This window comes from Coprococcus ammoniilyticus (genome assembly GCF_025567345.1).
Taxonomy (GTDB): Bacteria; Bacillota; Clostridia; order Lachnospirales; family Lachnospiraceae; genus Coprococcus; species Coprococcus ammoniilyticus.
Map to the genome: position 1 here is coordinate 251,857 of NZ_JAOQJS010000004.1, position 16,607 is coordinate 268,463.

Genomic DNA, 16,607 nt, shown 5'->3' on the forward strand with positions numbered 1-16,607 from the left:
TACCGCAGCCTTGTATCAAGGTAGTCCTTGATGGTCTGGGAATCCTGTGATACTATGAAAAAAAGCGAAAAGGAGCAGGGTATGTTAAAAAAGAGATTATTACGAACCTGTAAAAATGTAATGGCTGCGGCTATCTGCATTTCTCTTGCGGTTGGATTATCTGCCTGTGGGGAGACGCAGGGAGAGCGCAGACATCTGAATGACAAAAACGATACAACTGAAAATACAGAGAGGGCGCAGGAGTCTTTCTCCGAGGATGCGCTGAAGGAGCAGCAGGAATTTGAACAGTATCTGGATGATTATTTTAAGGATGTTGTTACGGACGACACGTTGACGTATAATTATACGATCAGGGATGGTGCGGATTACGGTCTGGAAGAACCGGAGGTCACACTGGGAGACCCGGGAATGACAGCAGAGGAGATCGGACAGGATAAGGAAGAGTTTGAAGGCTGGGTAAAGAAGCTGGATGCTATTGACCGTTCCTGCCTGACAGAGGATCAGAAGCTGACCTATGATGTGCTGGATGAGTATTTTGAAGTGTCTGCGGGAATTTTTGATAATGTATATCTGTATGAGCCGTTTTCCCCGATGCGTGGACTTCAGGCCAATATTGCAACGAATTTCACAGATTACCGATTTGATGATAAGGGAGATGTGGAACGTTATATTGAACTGCTTGGTCAGATCCCGGATTATTTTGCAGAGTATCTGGATTTTGAACAGGAAAAGTCAGAAAAAGGTTATTTTATGAGTGATGCAGTCTGCGATAAAGTCATCAGTCAGTGCAAGGATTTTGTTGCAGATAAAGAAAATCATTTTATGGTAACAACATTTAATGATAATATTGACGCACTTGATTTTCTGACGGATGAGGAAAAGGCAGAATACAAGGAGGCTAATAAGCAGGCAGTTGTGAATTCCCTGCTTCCGGCATTTGAGAATGTTGCAGCGGTGCTTTCCGGTCTGAAGGGAACCGGAACCAATGATGGTGGTATCTGCAACTATGATGGTGGCAAGGAATATTATGAATATCTGCTGAAAAATTTTGCAGGAACAGCCAAGTCGCCGGAAGAGGTAATCGATATGCTGGATACAGAGCTTCAAAAACTCATGGTATCGTTATATCAGTATTATTTGGGAAATCAGGCGGCATATGAATATTTTGCTGCCAATTATGATTCAATATTTGCGGAAACCGATCAGATGACAGCTTCGGAAATGGTCGATAAAATGATGGAAACGGCATCAGAGCATTATCCGGATGCAGGAACGATAAACTATAAGGCAGAGGCGCTGGATAAGAACCTCGAAACGATCATGGATGATGTACTGGCTTATTATATGGCGCCGGCAATCGATGATCCGGATAATAATCTGATCCGGGTGAATGGTCTGCATACGGATGGCATGTGGACGACACTGGCACATGAGGGATATCCGGGTCATATGCTGCAAAATGCTTATTATATGTCAACGGATCCGGAGCCGGTCCGGACTTTGATGAACTTCTTAGGATATAAAGAAGGATGGGCGATGTATGCATGTTATGATTCTTTATATTACTATGAGTATGAGGAACCGGAATATGGAGACACCATTGCAGCCCTTTATCAGTTGAATGATGAGATGAGTTATCTTATGATGGGAAGAGTGGATCTGGGAATCAATTATGAGGGATGGACGTTGCAGGATACAGCCGATTATCTGACAAAGAATGGAATGGATGGCAGTGCTGCACAGGAGCTGTACACGACAATGGTCGGAGATCCGGCAGTATATCAGAGTTATTCGACCGGATATTATGAAATGAAAGAACTGCGGGATTATGCAGAAGAGAAAATGGGAGATGACTTTGACCTGAAAACATTTAACACGATTATTCTGGAAACAGGTCCATGTCAGTTTGATATACTGAAGGAACAAGTGGATAAGAAGCTGCAGGGGCCGATCATATAACAGGTGCAAAAAAAGGTATAGAAAGAAATCAGACGGAATAGACTGTATACGAAAAGCATACGATGGGAATCGAAATGGAATGTGAAAATGTAGCGTACAGGGAAGATTATGCAGACTATCTGATTGAATACAACGAAGAGCGGGAAACTGTTTTGGATATTTACAAAGAAAGCGGCTGCCTGCTCTTTATTGATGAGCGGTTTGCTGTTTTATACAGGGAGAAGCCGGAGAATTATATGCAGATCTTTTCCAGACTGGAATATACACTTTTCCCCAAATTGTATGGGCTGATGGATACCAGTAGTGTAGAAGCAGTCGGAGCTGTGAATATACAGCAGGAATCGATCCTTGGACTTACCGGAAAGGGAATTCTGATCGGAATTATCGATACCGGGATTGATATTCGGAATGATCTGTTTCTGGATGTTGCCGGAAATACAAGAATTCTTGTAGCATGGGATCAGTCCGTGCCGGGACCGTCAGATCAGGAAGAAAATCCCGGATATGGAACGGTATATCAGCAGGAGGATATTAATGAAGCCATACGAAATGAAGCGGATATCCTGACAGATGCAAATGGACATGGAACCTTTCTTGCAGGGATTGCAGCAGGAAAACGGACAGCTGATTTCACAGGAGTGGCGCCGGAAGCAGAATATGTGATTGTAAAATTAAAGCAGGCAAAGAATAATCTGCGAGGATTATATGGTGTGCCGGAGGACGTAGAAGCATATCAGGAAAATGATATTATGATGGGGGTAGCATTTCTGCGGAGACAGGCAAGCAGACTTCGGAAAAATATATCAATCCTGATTGGAGTTGGTTCGAACAGTGGGAGCCATACTGGTTCTTCTGCATTAGAAGCACTGCTTTCAAATGTTGGTATCATGACCGGAGTTGCTGTGTCCGTTCCGGCAGGAAATGAGGGAATTGCGGGGCATCATTTCAGAGGCAGGATCGAAGGGGGAAGCGCTTATACGGAAATGGAGATTAATGTTACGGGAAATAACAGCTTTACACTTGAGATCTGGGGAGCGGTTCCCAATACATATTCTGTGGCATTTGAGATTCCGGGTGGGGAGTTTGTAAGTCAGATTGCTCCCCGCTTTGATAAAAGTGAAGTCATACGTCCGGTTTTTGGTGGTGGGATCATATATATCGATTATTTTCTTGTAGAGGATCAGTCGGGAGAAGAACTGATCATGATGCGCTTTTTTGATCCGCCAAATGGTCTGTGGCGGATCCGGGTATATGGAAGCGGTGATACCGAGAAGACCTTTCATGCATGGCTGCCGATCACGGCATTTCTTTCCCCGGATACCCGGTTTATAAGGCCAACGCCTGAAACAACGCTTGTGAATCCGGCTACAGGAGTAGTTCCGATGGGAGTGGGGGCATATGATCATTATTCGGATACACTGTTTCTGGATGGAAGCAGGGGATATACGGCGGCAGATGATATCAAGCCGGATTTTGTTGCTCCGGGTGTTGATGTATATGGTCCGGGCAGAGCAGGAACATTTGTCAGGAAAACGGGTACTTCTGTTGCAGCAGCGCATTGTGCCGGGTGTGCGGCATTAATCCTGCAATGGGCAAGAGACCGGGATCTGGCACGGTTTGTAAATGGAAATCAGATCCGTAATTATTTTATTCGGGGAGCAGTTCGTCCGGGAACGGCAGGAAGTCCGTTTTCATATGTCATGAATGATACAGAGGGATATCTGTTTGCAAGGAAATATCCGAATCCGGAGTGGGGCTATGGAATCCTGAATGTGTATAATACCTTTGATTCGCTCCGGACCTGACACTGTAAATGTAACAAAAATGTAAAAGATTTATAATTTTTCGTAAAATGATTTTACAGATTTTGTGCGGTGTATTATACTATAAGACGTGTTTGTAACCAACAGGTAAAGGGCATGTATAAAATGTGCCAGAATGGATAATAATAGTCGGAGGTACATATGGATAAAAAGATTCATACGGATAACTCAGAAATATTTGAAACAGAAGATATAGATGAAGTAAGTGAGATCACAGAGACAGAAGATATAGATGAAACCGAGCCGGAAGAGACAGATCAGACAGATGTTCTGGAAACGGATGAAGTTCCTGCAAAGAAACGGTTCTGGAGGAAGGATAATATACTGAAGATCATAGTTGCAGTGTTTGCTGTACTTATCATATGTGAATATACCTTCTTTGGTGTGTTCTTTCAGACAAATAAAGCAAAATATGAAAAGGCAAAGCAGGAGACGCAACAGGAAGAGAGTTCTACTGAGGAGAAGAAAGTAAATATTGTTACAGAAGAGCCTTTGCCAACTACAAATATTAATGACGATTCCGAGAATGAAGAAGAAATAGAAGTAACATCGGAATATAATACCTATGATTCACACACATCTTACTCTACGGAAGCCTCTACGACGTATGAGGTAACAACGGCAGCGGGAACCGAAGATGAACTTCCGGTTGTAACGACCGAGGAACAGAAGCCGATCGTAACCGAAGAGCCGTCAACGGAAGAAAAGACGACAGAAGAGAAGACAACCGAGGAGAAGACAACCGAAGAGAAGACGACTGAGGAAAAGACGACGGAAGAACGTACGACCGAGGAAAAGACAACCGAAGAAAAGACGACAGAAGAGCGTACAACGGAAGAGAAAACGACGGAAGAGAAGACAACGGAGGCTACGACAGAAGCTACAACGGATCCATCCACAAAAGCAGATCAACCGATCGACCTTCCATTTATTCCGGCAGAATAAGAATATAGATAAAAAGCAGTCCAGTCTGGATGGTGAAGAACAGATCACCGGAGACTGAACTGCTTTTTTAATTGGTATGCTGTTCCAGATATTCCTCTAAACAAAGATGCTTCTGGTACATTTCTGTAGCAGCTTCAACACCAACATAGCGGTAATGCCAGGGTTCATAAGAGATTTCTGTTATATCGGATTTATCTGCCGGATAACGGAGGATGAAGCCGTATTTATAACAGTTTGCCATCAGCCATTGCTGGGTGGCGGTATCTTCTTGGGAGGAATCCAGCTCCTGGTTGCCAATGGAACAGATATCAACGGTAAGGCCGAGCTGGTGTTCGCTGGTACCGGGATAGGCAACCCAGGTAGCAGCAAGGGCTGTAGCATCATCTTCGCTGTAACCCTGCTCCAGATAAGAATTCTTTTTATTTGTATAGAGCCGTTCCTGTGTTTCATTTGTACGGTAGGAAGAGCAGATCAGAGGGTCAAGACCTTCGGCTCTTGCATCGTCCATCATTTTTTGAAGCCCGTCATAAGCACGGCGGTCGATCGACTGATCGTTTCGCAGTTCGACTAGATCAACGGTCCAGTCGGCTGGCAGGGTATGAGACATATTGACCAGTGTCAGCAGCCCGTTGTTTTTTGCTTCTGTTGCGGAGGCAAGCGTTTGTAAAACGGATGCAGTATCAAAGGAAGAATAGCTGCCGGAGGATGCTTTGGTTTTCTCGGTGGAATCTTCGGAGACAGAAACCTGTTCTGTTGTGATGGGTCTGGAGTCTGACTGGGAGACCTGTTCCTGAAGTTTCATTTTTTTCGCCTTTCCTGCAAGGATCACAAGTATCAGTAACAGTATATAGATGATCCCCAGAATTATGACCTTCTTTTTCTTAATTACAGTTCCAAATATATGCAACATGATGTTTGCTCCTTTGTCTTTTGTTTATGTACAGAAGGATACGCCACAGAAGCATACAAAAATTCTCAAAAAAGCATCGTTTTTGCATATTTATCATCTTTCTTTTTTATTTTGCAATGGTATAATGGGGAAGATACATTAGAAAATGATGAGGAATAACTGTGAAGAAAATAGAACATTTAATTACGGTAGTCTATTCGGGCTCCATTGCAGAAGAGATGGAAATAGAACCGGGTGATTATCTGCTTGCAATCAACGATAAAGAAATAAAAGATGTATTTGATTATCGTTATATGATCAAAGATGAATATATAGAGGTGTTGATCCGTAAATCATATGGAGAAGAATGGCTGCTTGAGATCGAGAAGGATTATGATGATGATCTTGGGATGGAATTTGAAAACGGTCTTATGAGCGATTATCGTTCCTGTACCAATAAATGCATGTTCTGTTTTATTGATCAGATGCCGCCGGGGATGAGAGAGACACTTTATTTTAAGGATGATGATTCCCGGTTGTCTTTTTTGCAGGGCAATTATATCACGCTTACAAATATGACAGATGAGGATGTGGATCGTATCATCAAGATGCAGCTTGCACCGATCAATATATCGGTTCAGACGACCAATCCGGAGCTTCGCTGCAAGATGTTGCATAATCGTTTTGCAGGTGACCGGCTGAAATATCTGGATCGTCTTTTTGAAGGGCATGTAGAGATGAATGGGCAGATCGTTCTCTGCAAGCGTGTAAATGACGGGGCAGAGTTGGAACGGAGTATCCGGGATCTTGGAAAGTATCTGCCATTTATGCGGAGTGTATCCGTTGTTCCTGCCGGACTTACGAAATTCCGAAAAGGTTTGTACCCATTAGAATTATTTACGAAGGAAGAAGCGGGACAGGTTATCGATCTGATCGAGAGTTATCAGAAAAAATTCTATGAAAGGTATTCGCTTCATTTTATTCATGCAAGTGATGAGTGGTATATAACGGCCGGACGGGAATTTCCGGAAGCAGAACGCTATGATGGTTATATCCAGCTTGAAAATGGCGTTGGAATGATGCGTTTGTTTTTAGAGGAATTTGATGAAGCCTATCAGGAGCTGCTGGCTTCACCGGAATATCAGGAACAGAAAGGAACATTCCGCCGTACGATCTGTATGGCAACCGGAAAACTGACATATAGTACGGTTGTAGACTTTGCAGCAAGGCTGATGCAGGCATATCCAGGACTTACGATCCGTGTATATTGCATCCGGAATGACTTTTTTGGAGAAACAATTACAGTATCCGGACTGATCACAGGCATTGATCTGACGACCCAGTTAAAAGAGCGGCAGGCAGCAGGAGATGATCTGGGAGAAGCGCTGCTCATTCCATCGAATATGCTGCGAATGGGAGAACAGGTATTTTTAGATGATATGACAGTTGCACAGGTAGAGAAGCAGTTGGGCTTAAAGGTGGTACCGATCGAATCCGGAGGTGCAGATTTTATACAGGCAGTCATCGATCCTTCCTATTCGATGGATCGAAACAATGAAACCGTTGGATATATTCAGGCATTTGATGATACAGAAGAGTAAAAAAGATGCTCTTTTTGGGTAATTGTAATTTCATTCTATAGTGGTACAATGTGAGCAAAAATTTTGGTACAGAAATATCAGAGAAAATGAATGGAGGATACGTATGAAACAGTTAATGCTCAAACCAACGATTTATAAGTATGACACATGTAAGGAATTTGCTGATGAATTCCATATCGAAAAAGGTGATCTGGTAATTACAAATGAATATATCTATGAACCGTTTTTTGGAAAGATGGATCTGGAATGTGATGTTATCTTTCAGGAAAAATATGGTGCAGGTGAGCCTTCAGATGATATGGCGGAGGCAATTTATAAGGATATAAAGGGTGAACATAAAAGAATTATAGCAATCGGTGGAGGAACGGTAATTGATATTTCAAAGCTGTTTGCATTAAAGTATGTATCCCCGATTCTTGATCTGTATGATGGCAAGCTTCCGATAGAAAAAGATAAAGAACTGGTACTGGTCCCAACTACCTGTGGAACCGGTTCAGAGGTAACAAATATAGCGATTCTTGCATTAAACAGCAGGGGAACGAAAAAGGGACTGGCAGTCGATGAGATGTATGGAGATTCTGCGGTTCTGATACCGGAGCTGTTAAAGGGCCTTCCGTTCCGCTTCTTTGCAACCAGTTCGATCGATGCACTTGTCCATGCTGTAGAGTCCAGTTTGTCTCCGAAAGGAAATGAATATACACGTATGTTTGGCTATAAGGCGATCGATATGATCCTTCATGGATATATGGAGATCCGTGAGAAAGGACCGGAGGCAAGAATTCCATTGTTAGACCGTTTCCTTGTAGCTTCAAACTACGCCGGAATCGCATTTGGCAATGCTGGCTGTGCGGCAGTACATGCCTTAAGCTATCCGCTTGGAGCAACCTATCATGTTGCGCATGGAGAATCGAACTATGCCATGTTTACCGGAGTCATGAAGAATTATATGGAGATCAGACAGGATGGAGAAATTGCAAAATTAAATGCATTTATTGCAGATATCCTTGGCTGCGATGTCGAAAATGTCTATGAATCTCTGGAGGATCTTTTAAATATTCTGATTCCAAAGAAAGCATTGCATGAATATGGGGTAACGGAGCAAGATCTTGTCGAATTTACCGATTCCGTTATGACGAATCAGGGTCGTCTGATGGCGAATAACTTTGTAGAACTTGACCGGGACAGAGTTTACAAGATATATAAAGAACTCTTTTAATCCGGACGGAGCCTAGGCGGGCATAGAGAAAAAAGGAAGATGGAACATCATCTTCTTTTTTATTACACAGATCAGACATAATTCTACGGAGTTCTGCTTGGAAAATGTCGAGATGGTACAAAATTGTTCCACAGAGGCGAAAAGCTGTCGCAACTTGCGGAGAGAAGTATATTCCAAAGCAGGTATCATAGAGATATAATGTTGTCCAAGGCAGAAGAGCAGGAGGGACATTATGAATTATGTAAAAATAATGATAGTAAAGCGCGACAAAAGAGAAGTGGAACAGCTTGTATCTATCGTGAAGTCGATTCCGGGGTATGAAGTTTCGGGGATATGTGACAGTGGACAGGAAGCCGTGAAGAAGATTCTGGAACGGGAACCGGATGTTGTGATCATGGATGAGGTTTTGCCGGGCAAAGATATACTGGAGATAACAGAAGAAATCATGCACTATAAGAATCTGAAGAATACAAGGATTCTTCTGTGCGGATCGAAAACACATAAAGAATATCTTGACTTCATCTACTATAAGATCGCAGACCGCCTTGTATTGCGAATTCTTGATGTGCCATATGATGAACGAAAGATCCGGGAGATTATTGAGGATGTTATGAAGGCTAAAAGAAATGATAATTATCAGAAATTGGTGGAAACAGGTTCGGATGGAAACATGCTGGAAGCCGTAGTGACTGATATCATACATGAGATTGGCGTCCCTGCACATATAAAAGGATATCAGTATCTTCGCAGTGCGATCCTGATGGCAGTTCACGATATGGACATCCTGAATTCAATTACAAAGCAGTTGTACCCATCGATTGCAGAGGAATATGGAACGACAGCCTCCAGAGTGGAACGTGCGATCCGTCATGCAATCGAGGTTGCCTGGGGTAGAGGCAGTATGGATACGATCAATGAATTATTTGGATATACGATCCATGCGGGAAAGGGCAAACCGACAAATTCGGAATTTATTGCATTGATTGCAGACAAAATTCGACTGGATAATCGCAGTATGCTTCAGAAAACGGAGTATTCCCTGCAAAGTATTTCTTAGAAATATGGTGCATTCCATCAGGTGACGACGAAATATGTCGAAAAATGGATAAAAATTCACTTATCAGAGGGGGTTCTGTGAACCTGGTAAGTTCTTGACATTTGTCGAAATCACAAATATACTTTAGAAACAGTCGATTTTTCAAACAAAAAAGATTAAGGGGGATTGAATAATGAACAATCAAGAAATCAGTATTATTATTGCTGATAGCGACTGTGAATTAATAGCACGTCAGCTTACAGCAGCGAACACAAGAACAGGGATGAGGGTTCTTGATAAGGTAAGTGATGGGGAGAGTGCGATCGAATCAATAAAAAAATATCAGCCAGATGTTGTACTTTTAGATATCTGTCTTCCGGTTCTGGATGGATTAGGGGTAATGGAACAGATCCGGGAATCAGGCGAATGCCCAGATACATTATTTGTCATTGTAACATCGGTTGGTTCGCAGAGACTGATACGGTGCGCATTCGAACTGGGGGCATCTTTTTATGTATTGAAACCATATAATTCTGAGCAGCTCATTGCAAGAATTCATCAGATTTACAACAGAAGAAAAGAGGTTCAGACTGAGATCTCAAAAGATCTGATCTGCATCCAGAATAGAGAGGGACTGTCTGGTGCAGCGAATAATATTGAGAGTGATGTAACGGATATTATCAGGGATATAGGGATTCCGGCTAATATAAAGGGTTATCAATATATTCGTGAAGGAATCATTATGGCAGTAAACGATGTCAATATGTTGAATTACATAACGAAGCTTTTATATCCGACGATTGCAAAGAAATATAAAACGACATCATCCAGCGTAGAACGTGCGATTCGTCATGCGATCGAGGTTGCATGGAGCAGAGGACAGATCGATGTGATCAATGATATTTTTGGATATACGGTGAATGCTGGTAAAGGTAAACCAACAAATTCAGAATTTATTGCACTGATCGCAGATAAGCTCCGGATCGAATATCGAAAAAGGGCATGATGTGTATAAAAAGTTCCTTGTTTGTTGACGTATAACGAGAGAAACGTGTATAATAGATAAGGTGCTGAAATAAAAGATGGAAATCCTGTATAAGACAAGGATCCTAATAAATAAAAAACAAAACAGAGCGCCATGGGGGCTCTGTTTTTTGCTGTAAAGGAAGAAGAAATGATAGAAACAGTAGCGTCAGCAGATATGCTGATCGATGAGGTAATGCGGGTAAAGAAAAATCGTCTGGCTCCCGATTTTGCCACAGGAAAAGAAAAAAGATTAAGTATTGTATCCGGTGTACATGGAGATGAAGTGGCAGGACAGTATATCTGCTATGAGGTGATCCGACGGATCAAAAAGGATTTTGATAAATTAAAAGGAATCGTGGACATATATCCGTTTATTAATCCAATGGGTTTAGAAGCACAGGTGAGAGATGTTCCGGTGTTTGATATTGATATGAACACATTGTTTCCGGGTTCTACAGAAGGAACGGTCGGGGAGTATACGGCGGCACTTGTGCTGCAGGATATTAAAGGTTCGGATATCTGCGTTGATCTGCATTCCAGCAGCGTATATTTAAAAGAGCTGCCACAGGTACGGGTAAATTCGGACATTGCAGATGATATCCTGCCATATGCTGCAAGAATGAATACCGATGTTGTATGGGTGCATCCATCCTCTACCGTTATGGAAGGTAGCCTTGCATATTCTTTAAATGAGATCGGAGTCAAGAGTATGGTCGTAGAATCCGGTGTCGCACTTATGATCGATTACGACTATGCAGATCAGATTGTTGAGGGTCTATTTTCATTGATGGAATATATGGGAATCTGGGATGGCTGTGCTTATAATACACATATGCCGAAGATCGCCAGAGATACGGATGTCTCTTTTGTGAATGCGGAGAGCAGTGGAATCTTTATACCAAAGGTAAAGCACTCAGGCGTAGTTGAAAAGGGAGATGTGATCGGACAGATCGTCAATGTACTGACCGGTTCTGTCGAAGAGACGATCCTGTCACCAAGAAGAGGCGTCGTATTCTCACTTCGTGCTTATCCGGTGATCGAGGAAGGTTCGCTGGTTGCCAGAATATTTGGAGGTGTGACAAATAATGCGTAAAGAGATCATATATACGATGAACACCGCCTATCGTGGAGAATATTCCATTAAAGGCTTCAGCTTCGGAACAGGAGAAAAGGCGGCATGTATCATGGGCGCTATGCGCGGAAATGAATTCCAGCAGTTATATATCTGCTCCCTGCTGTCGAAAAAATTAAGTGAACTTGAGACAAGAGGAGCAATCGTATCGGGAAAACAGATACTGCTGATCCCATCCTTAAATTACAGTTCCTTTAATGTCGGTAAGAAATACTGGATCTCTGATAATTCTGATGTGAACCGTGCTTTTCCGGGAAATCCGGAGGGACAGGCGACCAGCAGGATAGCGGCAGCGGTTATGGATCATGTAAAAGATTATGCGTATGGAATACAGTTTGCAAGCTTTTATATGGATGGAGAATTTATCCCGCATGTCAGAATGATGGAGACGGGAAAGCAGAGTACCAGTCTGGCCAATCTGTTTGGTCTTCCTTATGTTCTGACAGCAGAACCGAGGGCATATGATAAGGCAACTTTAAATTATAACTGGCAGATCGGAGGAACAGAGGCGTTTTCTGTGTATTCCGGTGTGACGGAGAAGATTGACAGTGAGAGTGCAGCACATGCGGTTTCAGCGGTACTCCGATTCCTGACCAGAATGGGAATCATCCGGTACAACTGTCATGCAGGTTATATATCGACTGTTCTTGATGAGGAGGAACTGCTGTCTGTAAAGTCAGATAAATCCGGTGGTTTTTTAAAGCGGTTTGTAAGTCCGGGAGATGAAGTGGTTCGGGGAAATGTTATTGCAAATGTTATAAATCCGATGACCGGAGAGATCGCAGCCGATATTTACGCACCGACAGATGGAATTATTTTCTATGCGCAGAATGCACCGATGATCTATCAGAATTCAGTGGTATTCAAGCTTATCCGCAGACTGCACAATTAAAGATGGCTGTTTTGAGGTTTATTCGGTAAACAGCAACAATTTAAAAAGAAAAGCTGAAAAAAGCTATTCAATGAATTTCAAAAGTGGTATCATAGGCGTTGTGAAACGCTTGTAATAATATGAATTCCCGCAATATGGGAAAAAACATATGATAAAAATGGAGGTTTTTATGAGCACAGTTAAGAGAGTTTATGTTGAAAAGAAGCCTGACTATGCAGTTAAGGCAAAGGAACTTCATGACGAGATCAAGAACTATCTGAATATCGATGCCGAGTATGTAAGAGTACTGGTTCGTTACGATATTGAGAATCTGTCTGAAGAAACATACAAAAAAGCACTGGTTACAGTATTTTCAGAGCCACCGATCGATATGATCTACGAGGGAGATAATCTTCCAATGGCAGATACAGATAAGGTATTTTCTGTTGAGTTCCTTCCGGGACAGTTCGATCAGAGAGCAGATTCAGCAGAACAGTGTGTTAAGCTTTTAAATGAAGATGAAGATCCTATCATAAAGACAGCCACAACATATATTTTATCCGGTAATGTAACGGATGAGCAGTTAAAAGCAGTTATGGAATACTGTATCAACCCGGTAGATTCCAGAGCCTGTGGTATGGAGATCCCTGAGACACTTGTTACCGAGTATGAAGAACCGGCCGATGTTATTGTCTTTGATGGCTTTAAGGATATGGCAGAGGACAAGTTAAAGGAGTTATATGATTCCCTCGGACTTGCGATGACATTTAAGGATTTCCTTCATATCCAGAAGTATTTCAAGGGTGAAGAGAAGCGTGATCCATCTATGACAGAGATCCGTGTGCTGGATACATACTGGTCTGATCATTGTCGTCATACCACATTCTCAACAGAGCTTACAAATGTTGAATTTGATGATGGTGATTATAAGGATATGCTTGAGAAGACATTTGATGCTTACCGGGCAGAGATGAAAGAAATGTACAAGGACAGAGATGATAAGTTCATCTGTCTGATGGATATAGCCCTTATGGGTATGAAGCAGTTAAAGGCAGCGGGCAAATTAGACGATATGGAAGTATCCGATGAGATCAATGCCTGCAGTATCATCGTTCCTGTAGAAGTAGACGGTGAGACAGAGGAATGGCTCGTATTCTTCAAGAACGAGACACATAACCACCCAACTGAGATCGAACCGTTTGGTGGTGCTGCTACCTGTCTTGGTGGTGCGATCCGTGATCCGTTGTCAGGTAGAGGATATGTATATCAGGCTATGCGAGTAACCGGAGCAGCAGATCCTACAAAGTCTTTAAAGGATACTCTTCCTGGAAAGCTTCCACAGAGAAAAATCGTTACGACCGCAGCAGCAGGTTACAGCTCATATGGTAACCAGATCGGTCTTGCAACAGGACTTGTAAATGAAATATATCATCCGGATTATGTAGCAAAGAGAATGGAGATCGGAGCAGTTATGGGTGCAGCTCCAAGACGTGCGGTAAAACGTCTGAATTCTGATCCGGGAGATAAGATCATCCTTCTCGGCGGACGTACCGGTCGTGACGGTTGTGGTGGAGCAACCGGATCATCCAAGGCACATAACAGCCAGTCTCTTGAGACCTGTGGTGCAGAAGTACAGAAGGGTAATCCTCCAACAGAGAGAAAGATCCAGCGACTGTTCAGAAGAGAAGAAGTTGCTTCTATCATAAAGAAATGTAATGACTTTGGTGCCGGCGGTGTATCCGTAGCAATCGGAGAACTTGCACCTGGTCTAGTTGTAGATCTGGACAAGGTTCCAAAGAAATATGCAGGTCTGGATGGAACAGAGCTTGCTATTTCAGAATCTCAGGAGCGTATGGCTATCGTAGTAGATCCAAAAGATGTAGATACGATGCTTAAGTATGCGGATGAAGAGAATCTGGAAGCCGTTGTTGTAGCAGAAGTAACAGAAGAACCAAGACTGGTTCTGACATGGAGAGGAAAAGAGATCGTAAATATCTCCCGTGCATTCCTCGATACAAACGGCGCACATCAGGAAACAGATGTTAAGGTAGAGATTCCTGCAAAGGCAGATAATTATTTCGATTCTGTAAAAGAACCGGAAGATGTAAAGAAAGCATGGATCGACACATTATCAGATCTGAATGTATGTTCACAGAAGGGTCTTGTTGAGATGTTCGACAGCTCGATCGGAGCAGGCACAGTAACGATGCCATATGGTGGAAAGTATCAGCTTACACCGACACAGACAATGATCGCAAAGCTTCCTGTTATGAAGGGTAAGACCGATACGATCACAATGATGAGTTATGGATTTGATCCATATCTGTCAAGCTGGAGCCCATATCATGGTTCCGTATATGCAGTTGTTACATCTGCAGCAAAGATCGCAGCAGCCGGTGGTGATGTATCAAAGATCCGTCTGACTTTCCAGGAGTATTTCAAGAGACTCGGAACAGATCCATACAGATGGGGTCAGCCATTTGCAGCCTTGCTTGGTGCATATGATGTTCAGGTCGGACTTGGACTTCCATCTATCGGTGGTAAAGACAGTATGTCAGGAACCTTCAATGATATTGATGTTCCTCCGACACTGGTTTCCTTTGCAGTTGATGTTGCAAGCTACATGAACGTAGTAACACCAGAGCTTAAGAAAGCAGGCAATGTGCTTGTTAAGCTTGATATAGAAAAAGATGAAAATGATATCCCGGTATATCAGAATGTACTTGCCATGTACGATCTGTTACATCAGGCAATCCTCGCAGATAAGGTAGAATCTGCTTATGCTGTAGGATTTGGCGGTATGATCGAAGCTGTCAGCAAGATGGCATTTGGTAATAAGCTGGGTGTAGATATTGATACCTGTATTACAAAGAGAGAACTGGTTTCCAAGGATTATGGTTCAATCATCCTTGAAGTGAAGCCGGAGAATATAAATACACTTGGTATTCCGGTTAAGAAGATCGGTACTGTAAATGACAGCGCAGCATTTACCTATGGTGATGTAACAGTTACAATGGATGAAGCACTTGCTGCATGGACAAAGACACTGGAGAAGGTATTCCCTACAGAGTCCGGTGTAGAACAGAAGAAGATCAAGACCGGTCTCTTTGATGCAAAGACCGTATATACAGCAAAGAATAAGGTTGCAAAGCCAAAGGTATTCATTCCTGTATTCCCGGGTACAAACTGCGAATATGATTCTGCAAAGGCATTTGAACGTGCAGGTGCAGAGGTTGAGACGATTGTATTCCGTAACATGACAGCACAGGGCATTCGTGATTCTGTAGATGCATTTACAAAGGCAATCAGCCAGTCCCAGATCATCATGTTCCCGGGTGGATTCTCCGCAGGTGATGAACCGGATGGTTCCGGTAAGTTTATCGCAACAGCATTCCGTAATTCGAAGATCGCAGACGAGGTTATGAAGCTGTTACAGCAGAGAGATGGTCTTGCACTTGGTATCTGTAACGGATTCCAGGCACTGATCAAGCTCGGACTGGTTCCTTATGGTGAGATCCGTCCACAGACAGATGATTCACCTACATTGACGATCAACAGCATCGGTCGTCATCAGTCCAAGATGGTTTATACCAAGGTGGTAACAAACAAGTCCCCATGGTTAAAGGAAGCTGATCTTGGCGGCGTATACACAATTCCGATCTCACATGGTGAGGGAAGATTTGTTGCAAGTAAGGAATGGTGTGAGAAGCTGTTTGCAAATGGTCAGGTTGCAACACAGTATGTTGATATGAACGGTAACCCGACAATGGATGAGTACTACAATGTCAATGGTTCTTACTATGCGATTGAAGGTATCACAAGTCCGGATGGTCGTGTACTTGGTAAGATGGGACATTCAGAGCGTACCGGTCGTGCGGTTGCAGTCAATATTTATGGCGACCAGAACCAGAAGATCTTTGAAAGTGGTGTAGATTACTTCAAGTAAGAGAATAATAGATCATAAATGAAAGCCCGCATGATAGGATTGAGGCATAACCGTTTGGTGGCTGAGAGAGGATTGTGCGGGCTTTATTATTTATCAAAGCCCATATAAGTGGATGATTTTGACAAGTGCTATGGTAATTCGGAAAATGGGAAAAGGTTTCTCA

The 16,607-nt window shown here is 42.8% G+C and carries 11 protein-coding genes; 10 read left to right on the forward strand and 1 reads right to left on the reverse strand.

Annotated features, from left to right (window positions below):
• Positions 1 to 81: 81 nt before the first annotated feature.
• From OCV60_RS07550 to OCV60_RS07560, 3 genes are all read left to right on the forward strand, one after another.
• Positions 82 to 1,959, forward strand: a complete 1,878-nt coding sequence (locus OCV60_RS07550; RefSeq protein ID WP_117785522.1) for a DUF885 domain-containing protein — start codon at positions 82 to 84, stop codon at positions 1,957 to 1,959.
• Positions 1,960 to 2,021: 62 nt separating this feature from the next.
• The gene (locus tag OCV60_RS07555; RefSeq protein WP_262529921.1) at positions 2,022 to 3,764 is read left to right on the forward strand and encodes a S8 family peptidase; all 1,743 of its coding nucleotides are present in this window, start codon (positions 2,022 to 2,024) and stop codon (positions 3,762 to 3,764) included.
• Positions 3,765 to 3,923: 159 nt separating this feature from the next.
• A complete protein-coding gene (locus OCV60_RS07560; protein WP_262529922.1) occupies positions 3,924 to 4,727 on the forward strand; it encodes a hypothetical protein in 804 nt (267 codons plus the stop codon).
• A 67-nt stretch (positions 4,728 to 4,794) separates the two neighbouring features.
• On the opposite strand, the gene OCV60_RS07565 is transcribed toward OCV60_RS07560, so the two are convergent.
• Positions 4,795 to 5,637 (reverse strand): M15 family metallopeptidase, encoded by an 843-nt coding sequence (locus OCV60_RS07565; RefSeq protein WP_201815385.1) that lies wholly within the window; start codon positions 5,635 to 5,637, stop codon positions 4,795 to 4,797.
• A 155-nt stretch (positions 5,638 to 5,792) separates the two neighbouring features.
• Between OCV60_RS07565 and OCV60_RS07570 the strand changes: the two genes are divergently transcribed.
• The 7 genes from OCV60_RS07570 (at position 5,793) to OCV60_RS07600 (ending at position 16,444) form a co-directional block, all read left to right on the forward strand.
• Complete coding sequence (locus OCV60_RS07570) at positions 5,793 to 7,217, forward strand: DUF512 domain-containing protein (protein WP_262530017.1); 1,425 nt, start codon at positions 5,793 to 5,795, stop codon at positions 7,215 to 7,217.
• A gap of 103 nt (positions 7,218 to 7,320) precedes the next feature.
• Positions 7,321 to 8,433: a 4-hydroxybutyrate dehydrogenase gene (locus tag OCV60_RS07575; RefSeq protein ID WP_021944386.1), complete on the forward strand. Its 1,113-nt coding sequence runs from the start codon at positions 7,321 to 7,323 to the stop codon at positions 8,431 to 8,433.
• A 232-nt stretch (positions 8,434 to 8,665) separates the two neighbouring features.
• Entirely contained in the window at positions 8,666 to 9,490 is an 825-nt protein-coding gene (gene spo0A, locus OCV60_RS07580) for a sporulation transcription factor Spo0A (RefSeq protein ID WP_021944387.1), read from the forward strand.
• A 172-nt stretch (positions 9,491 to 9,662) separates the two neighbouring features.
• Entirely contained in the window at positions 9,663 to 10,475 is an 813-nt protein-coding gene (spo0A, locus tag OCV60_RS07585; RefSeq protein ID WP_021944388.1) for a sporulation transcription factor Spo0A, read from the forward strand.
• A gap of 168 nt (positions 10,476 to 10,643) precedes the next feature.
• The gene (locus OCV60_RS07590) at positions 10,644 to 11,588 is read left to right on the forward strand and encodes a M14 family metallopeptidase (RefSeq protein WP_117785519.1); all 945 of its coding nucleotides are present in this window, start codon (positions 10,644 to 10,646) and stop codon (positions 11,586 to 11,588) included.
• A complete protein-coding gene (locus OCV60_RS07595) occupies positions 11,581 to 12,519 on the forward strand; it encodes a M14 family metallopeptidase (RefSeq protein ID WP_118484530.1) in 939 nt (312 codons plus the stop codon). Before OCV60_RS07590 ends, OCV60_RS07595 begins: the two co-directional genes overlap by 8 nt.
• Before the next feature lie 169 nt (positions 12,520 to 12,688).
• Positions 12,689 to 16,444: a phosphoribosylformylglycinamidine synthase gene (locus OCV60_RS07600; protein ID WP_021944391.1), complete on the forward strand. Its 3,756-nt coding sequence runs from the start codon at positions 12,689 to 12,691 to the stop codon at positions 16,442 to 16,444.
• Positions 16,445 to 16,607 lie beyond the last annotated feature (163 nt).

Bases quoted from the DNA above. Each gene is read 5' to 3' on its own strand.
- OCV60_RS07560 (WP_262529922.1), top strand. From the start codon at position 3,924: ATGGATAAAAAGATTCATACGGATAACTCAGAAATATTTGAAACAGAA.
- OCV60_RS07565 (WP_201815385.1), bottom strand. From the start codon at position 5,637: ATGTTGCATATATTTGGAACTGTAATTAAGAAAAAGAAGGTCATAATT.
- spo0A (WP_021944388.1), top strand. From the start codon at position 9,663: ATGAACAATCAAGAAATCAGTATTATTATTGCTGATAGCGACTGTGAA.
- spo0A (WP_021944387.1), top strand. From the start codon at position 8,666: ATGAATTATGTAAAAATAATGATAGTAAAGCGCGACAAAAGAGAAGTG.
- OCV60_RS07590 (WP_117785519.1), top strand. From the start codon at position 10,644: ATGATAGAAACAGTAGCGTCAGCAGATATGCTGATCGATGAGGTAATG.
- OCV60_RS07555 (WP_262529921.1), top strand. From the start codon at position 2,022: ATGGGAATCGAAATGGAATGTGAAAATGTAGCGTACAGGGAAGATTAT.
- OCV60_RS07600 (WP_021944391.1), top strand. From the start codon at position 12,689: ATGAGCACAGTTAAGAGAGTTTATGTTGAAAAGAAGCCTGACTATGCA.
- OCV60_RS07595 (WP_118484530.1), top strand. From the start codon at position 11,581: ATGCGTAAAGAGATCATATATACGATGAACACCGCCTATCGTGGAGAA.
- OCV60_RS07575 (WP_021944386.1), top strand. From the start codon at position 7,321: ATGAAACAGTTAATGCTCAAACCAACGATTTATAAGTATGACACATGT.
- OCV60_RS07550 (WP_117785522.1), top strand. From the start codon at position 82: ATGTTAAAAAAGAGATTATTACGAACCTGTAAAAATGTAATGGCTGCG.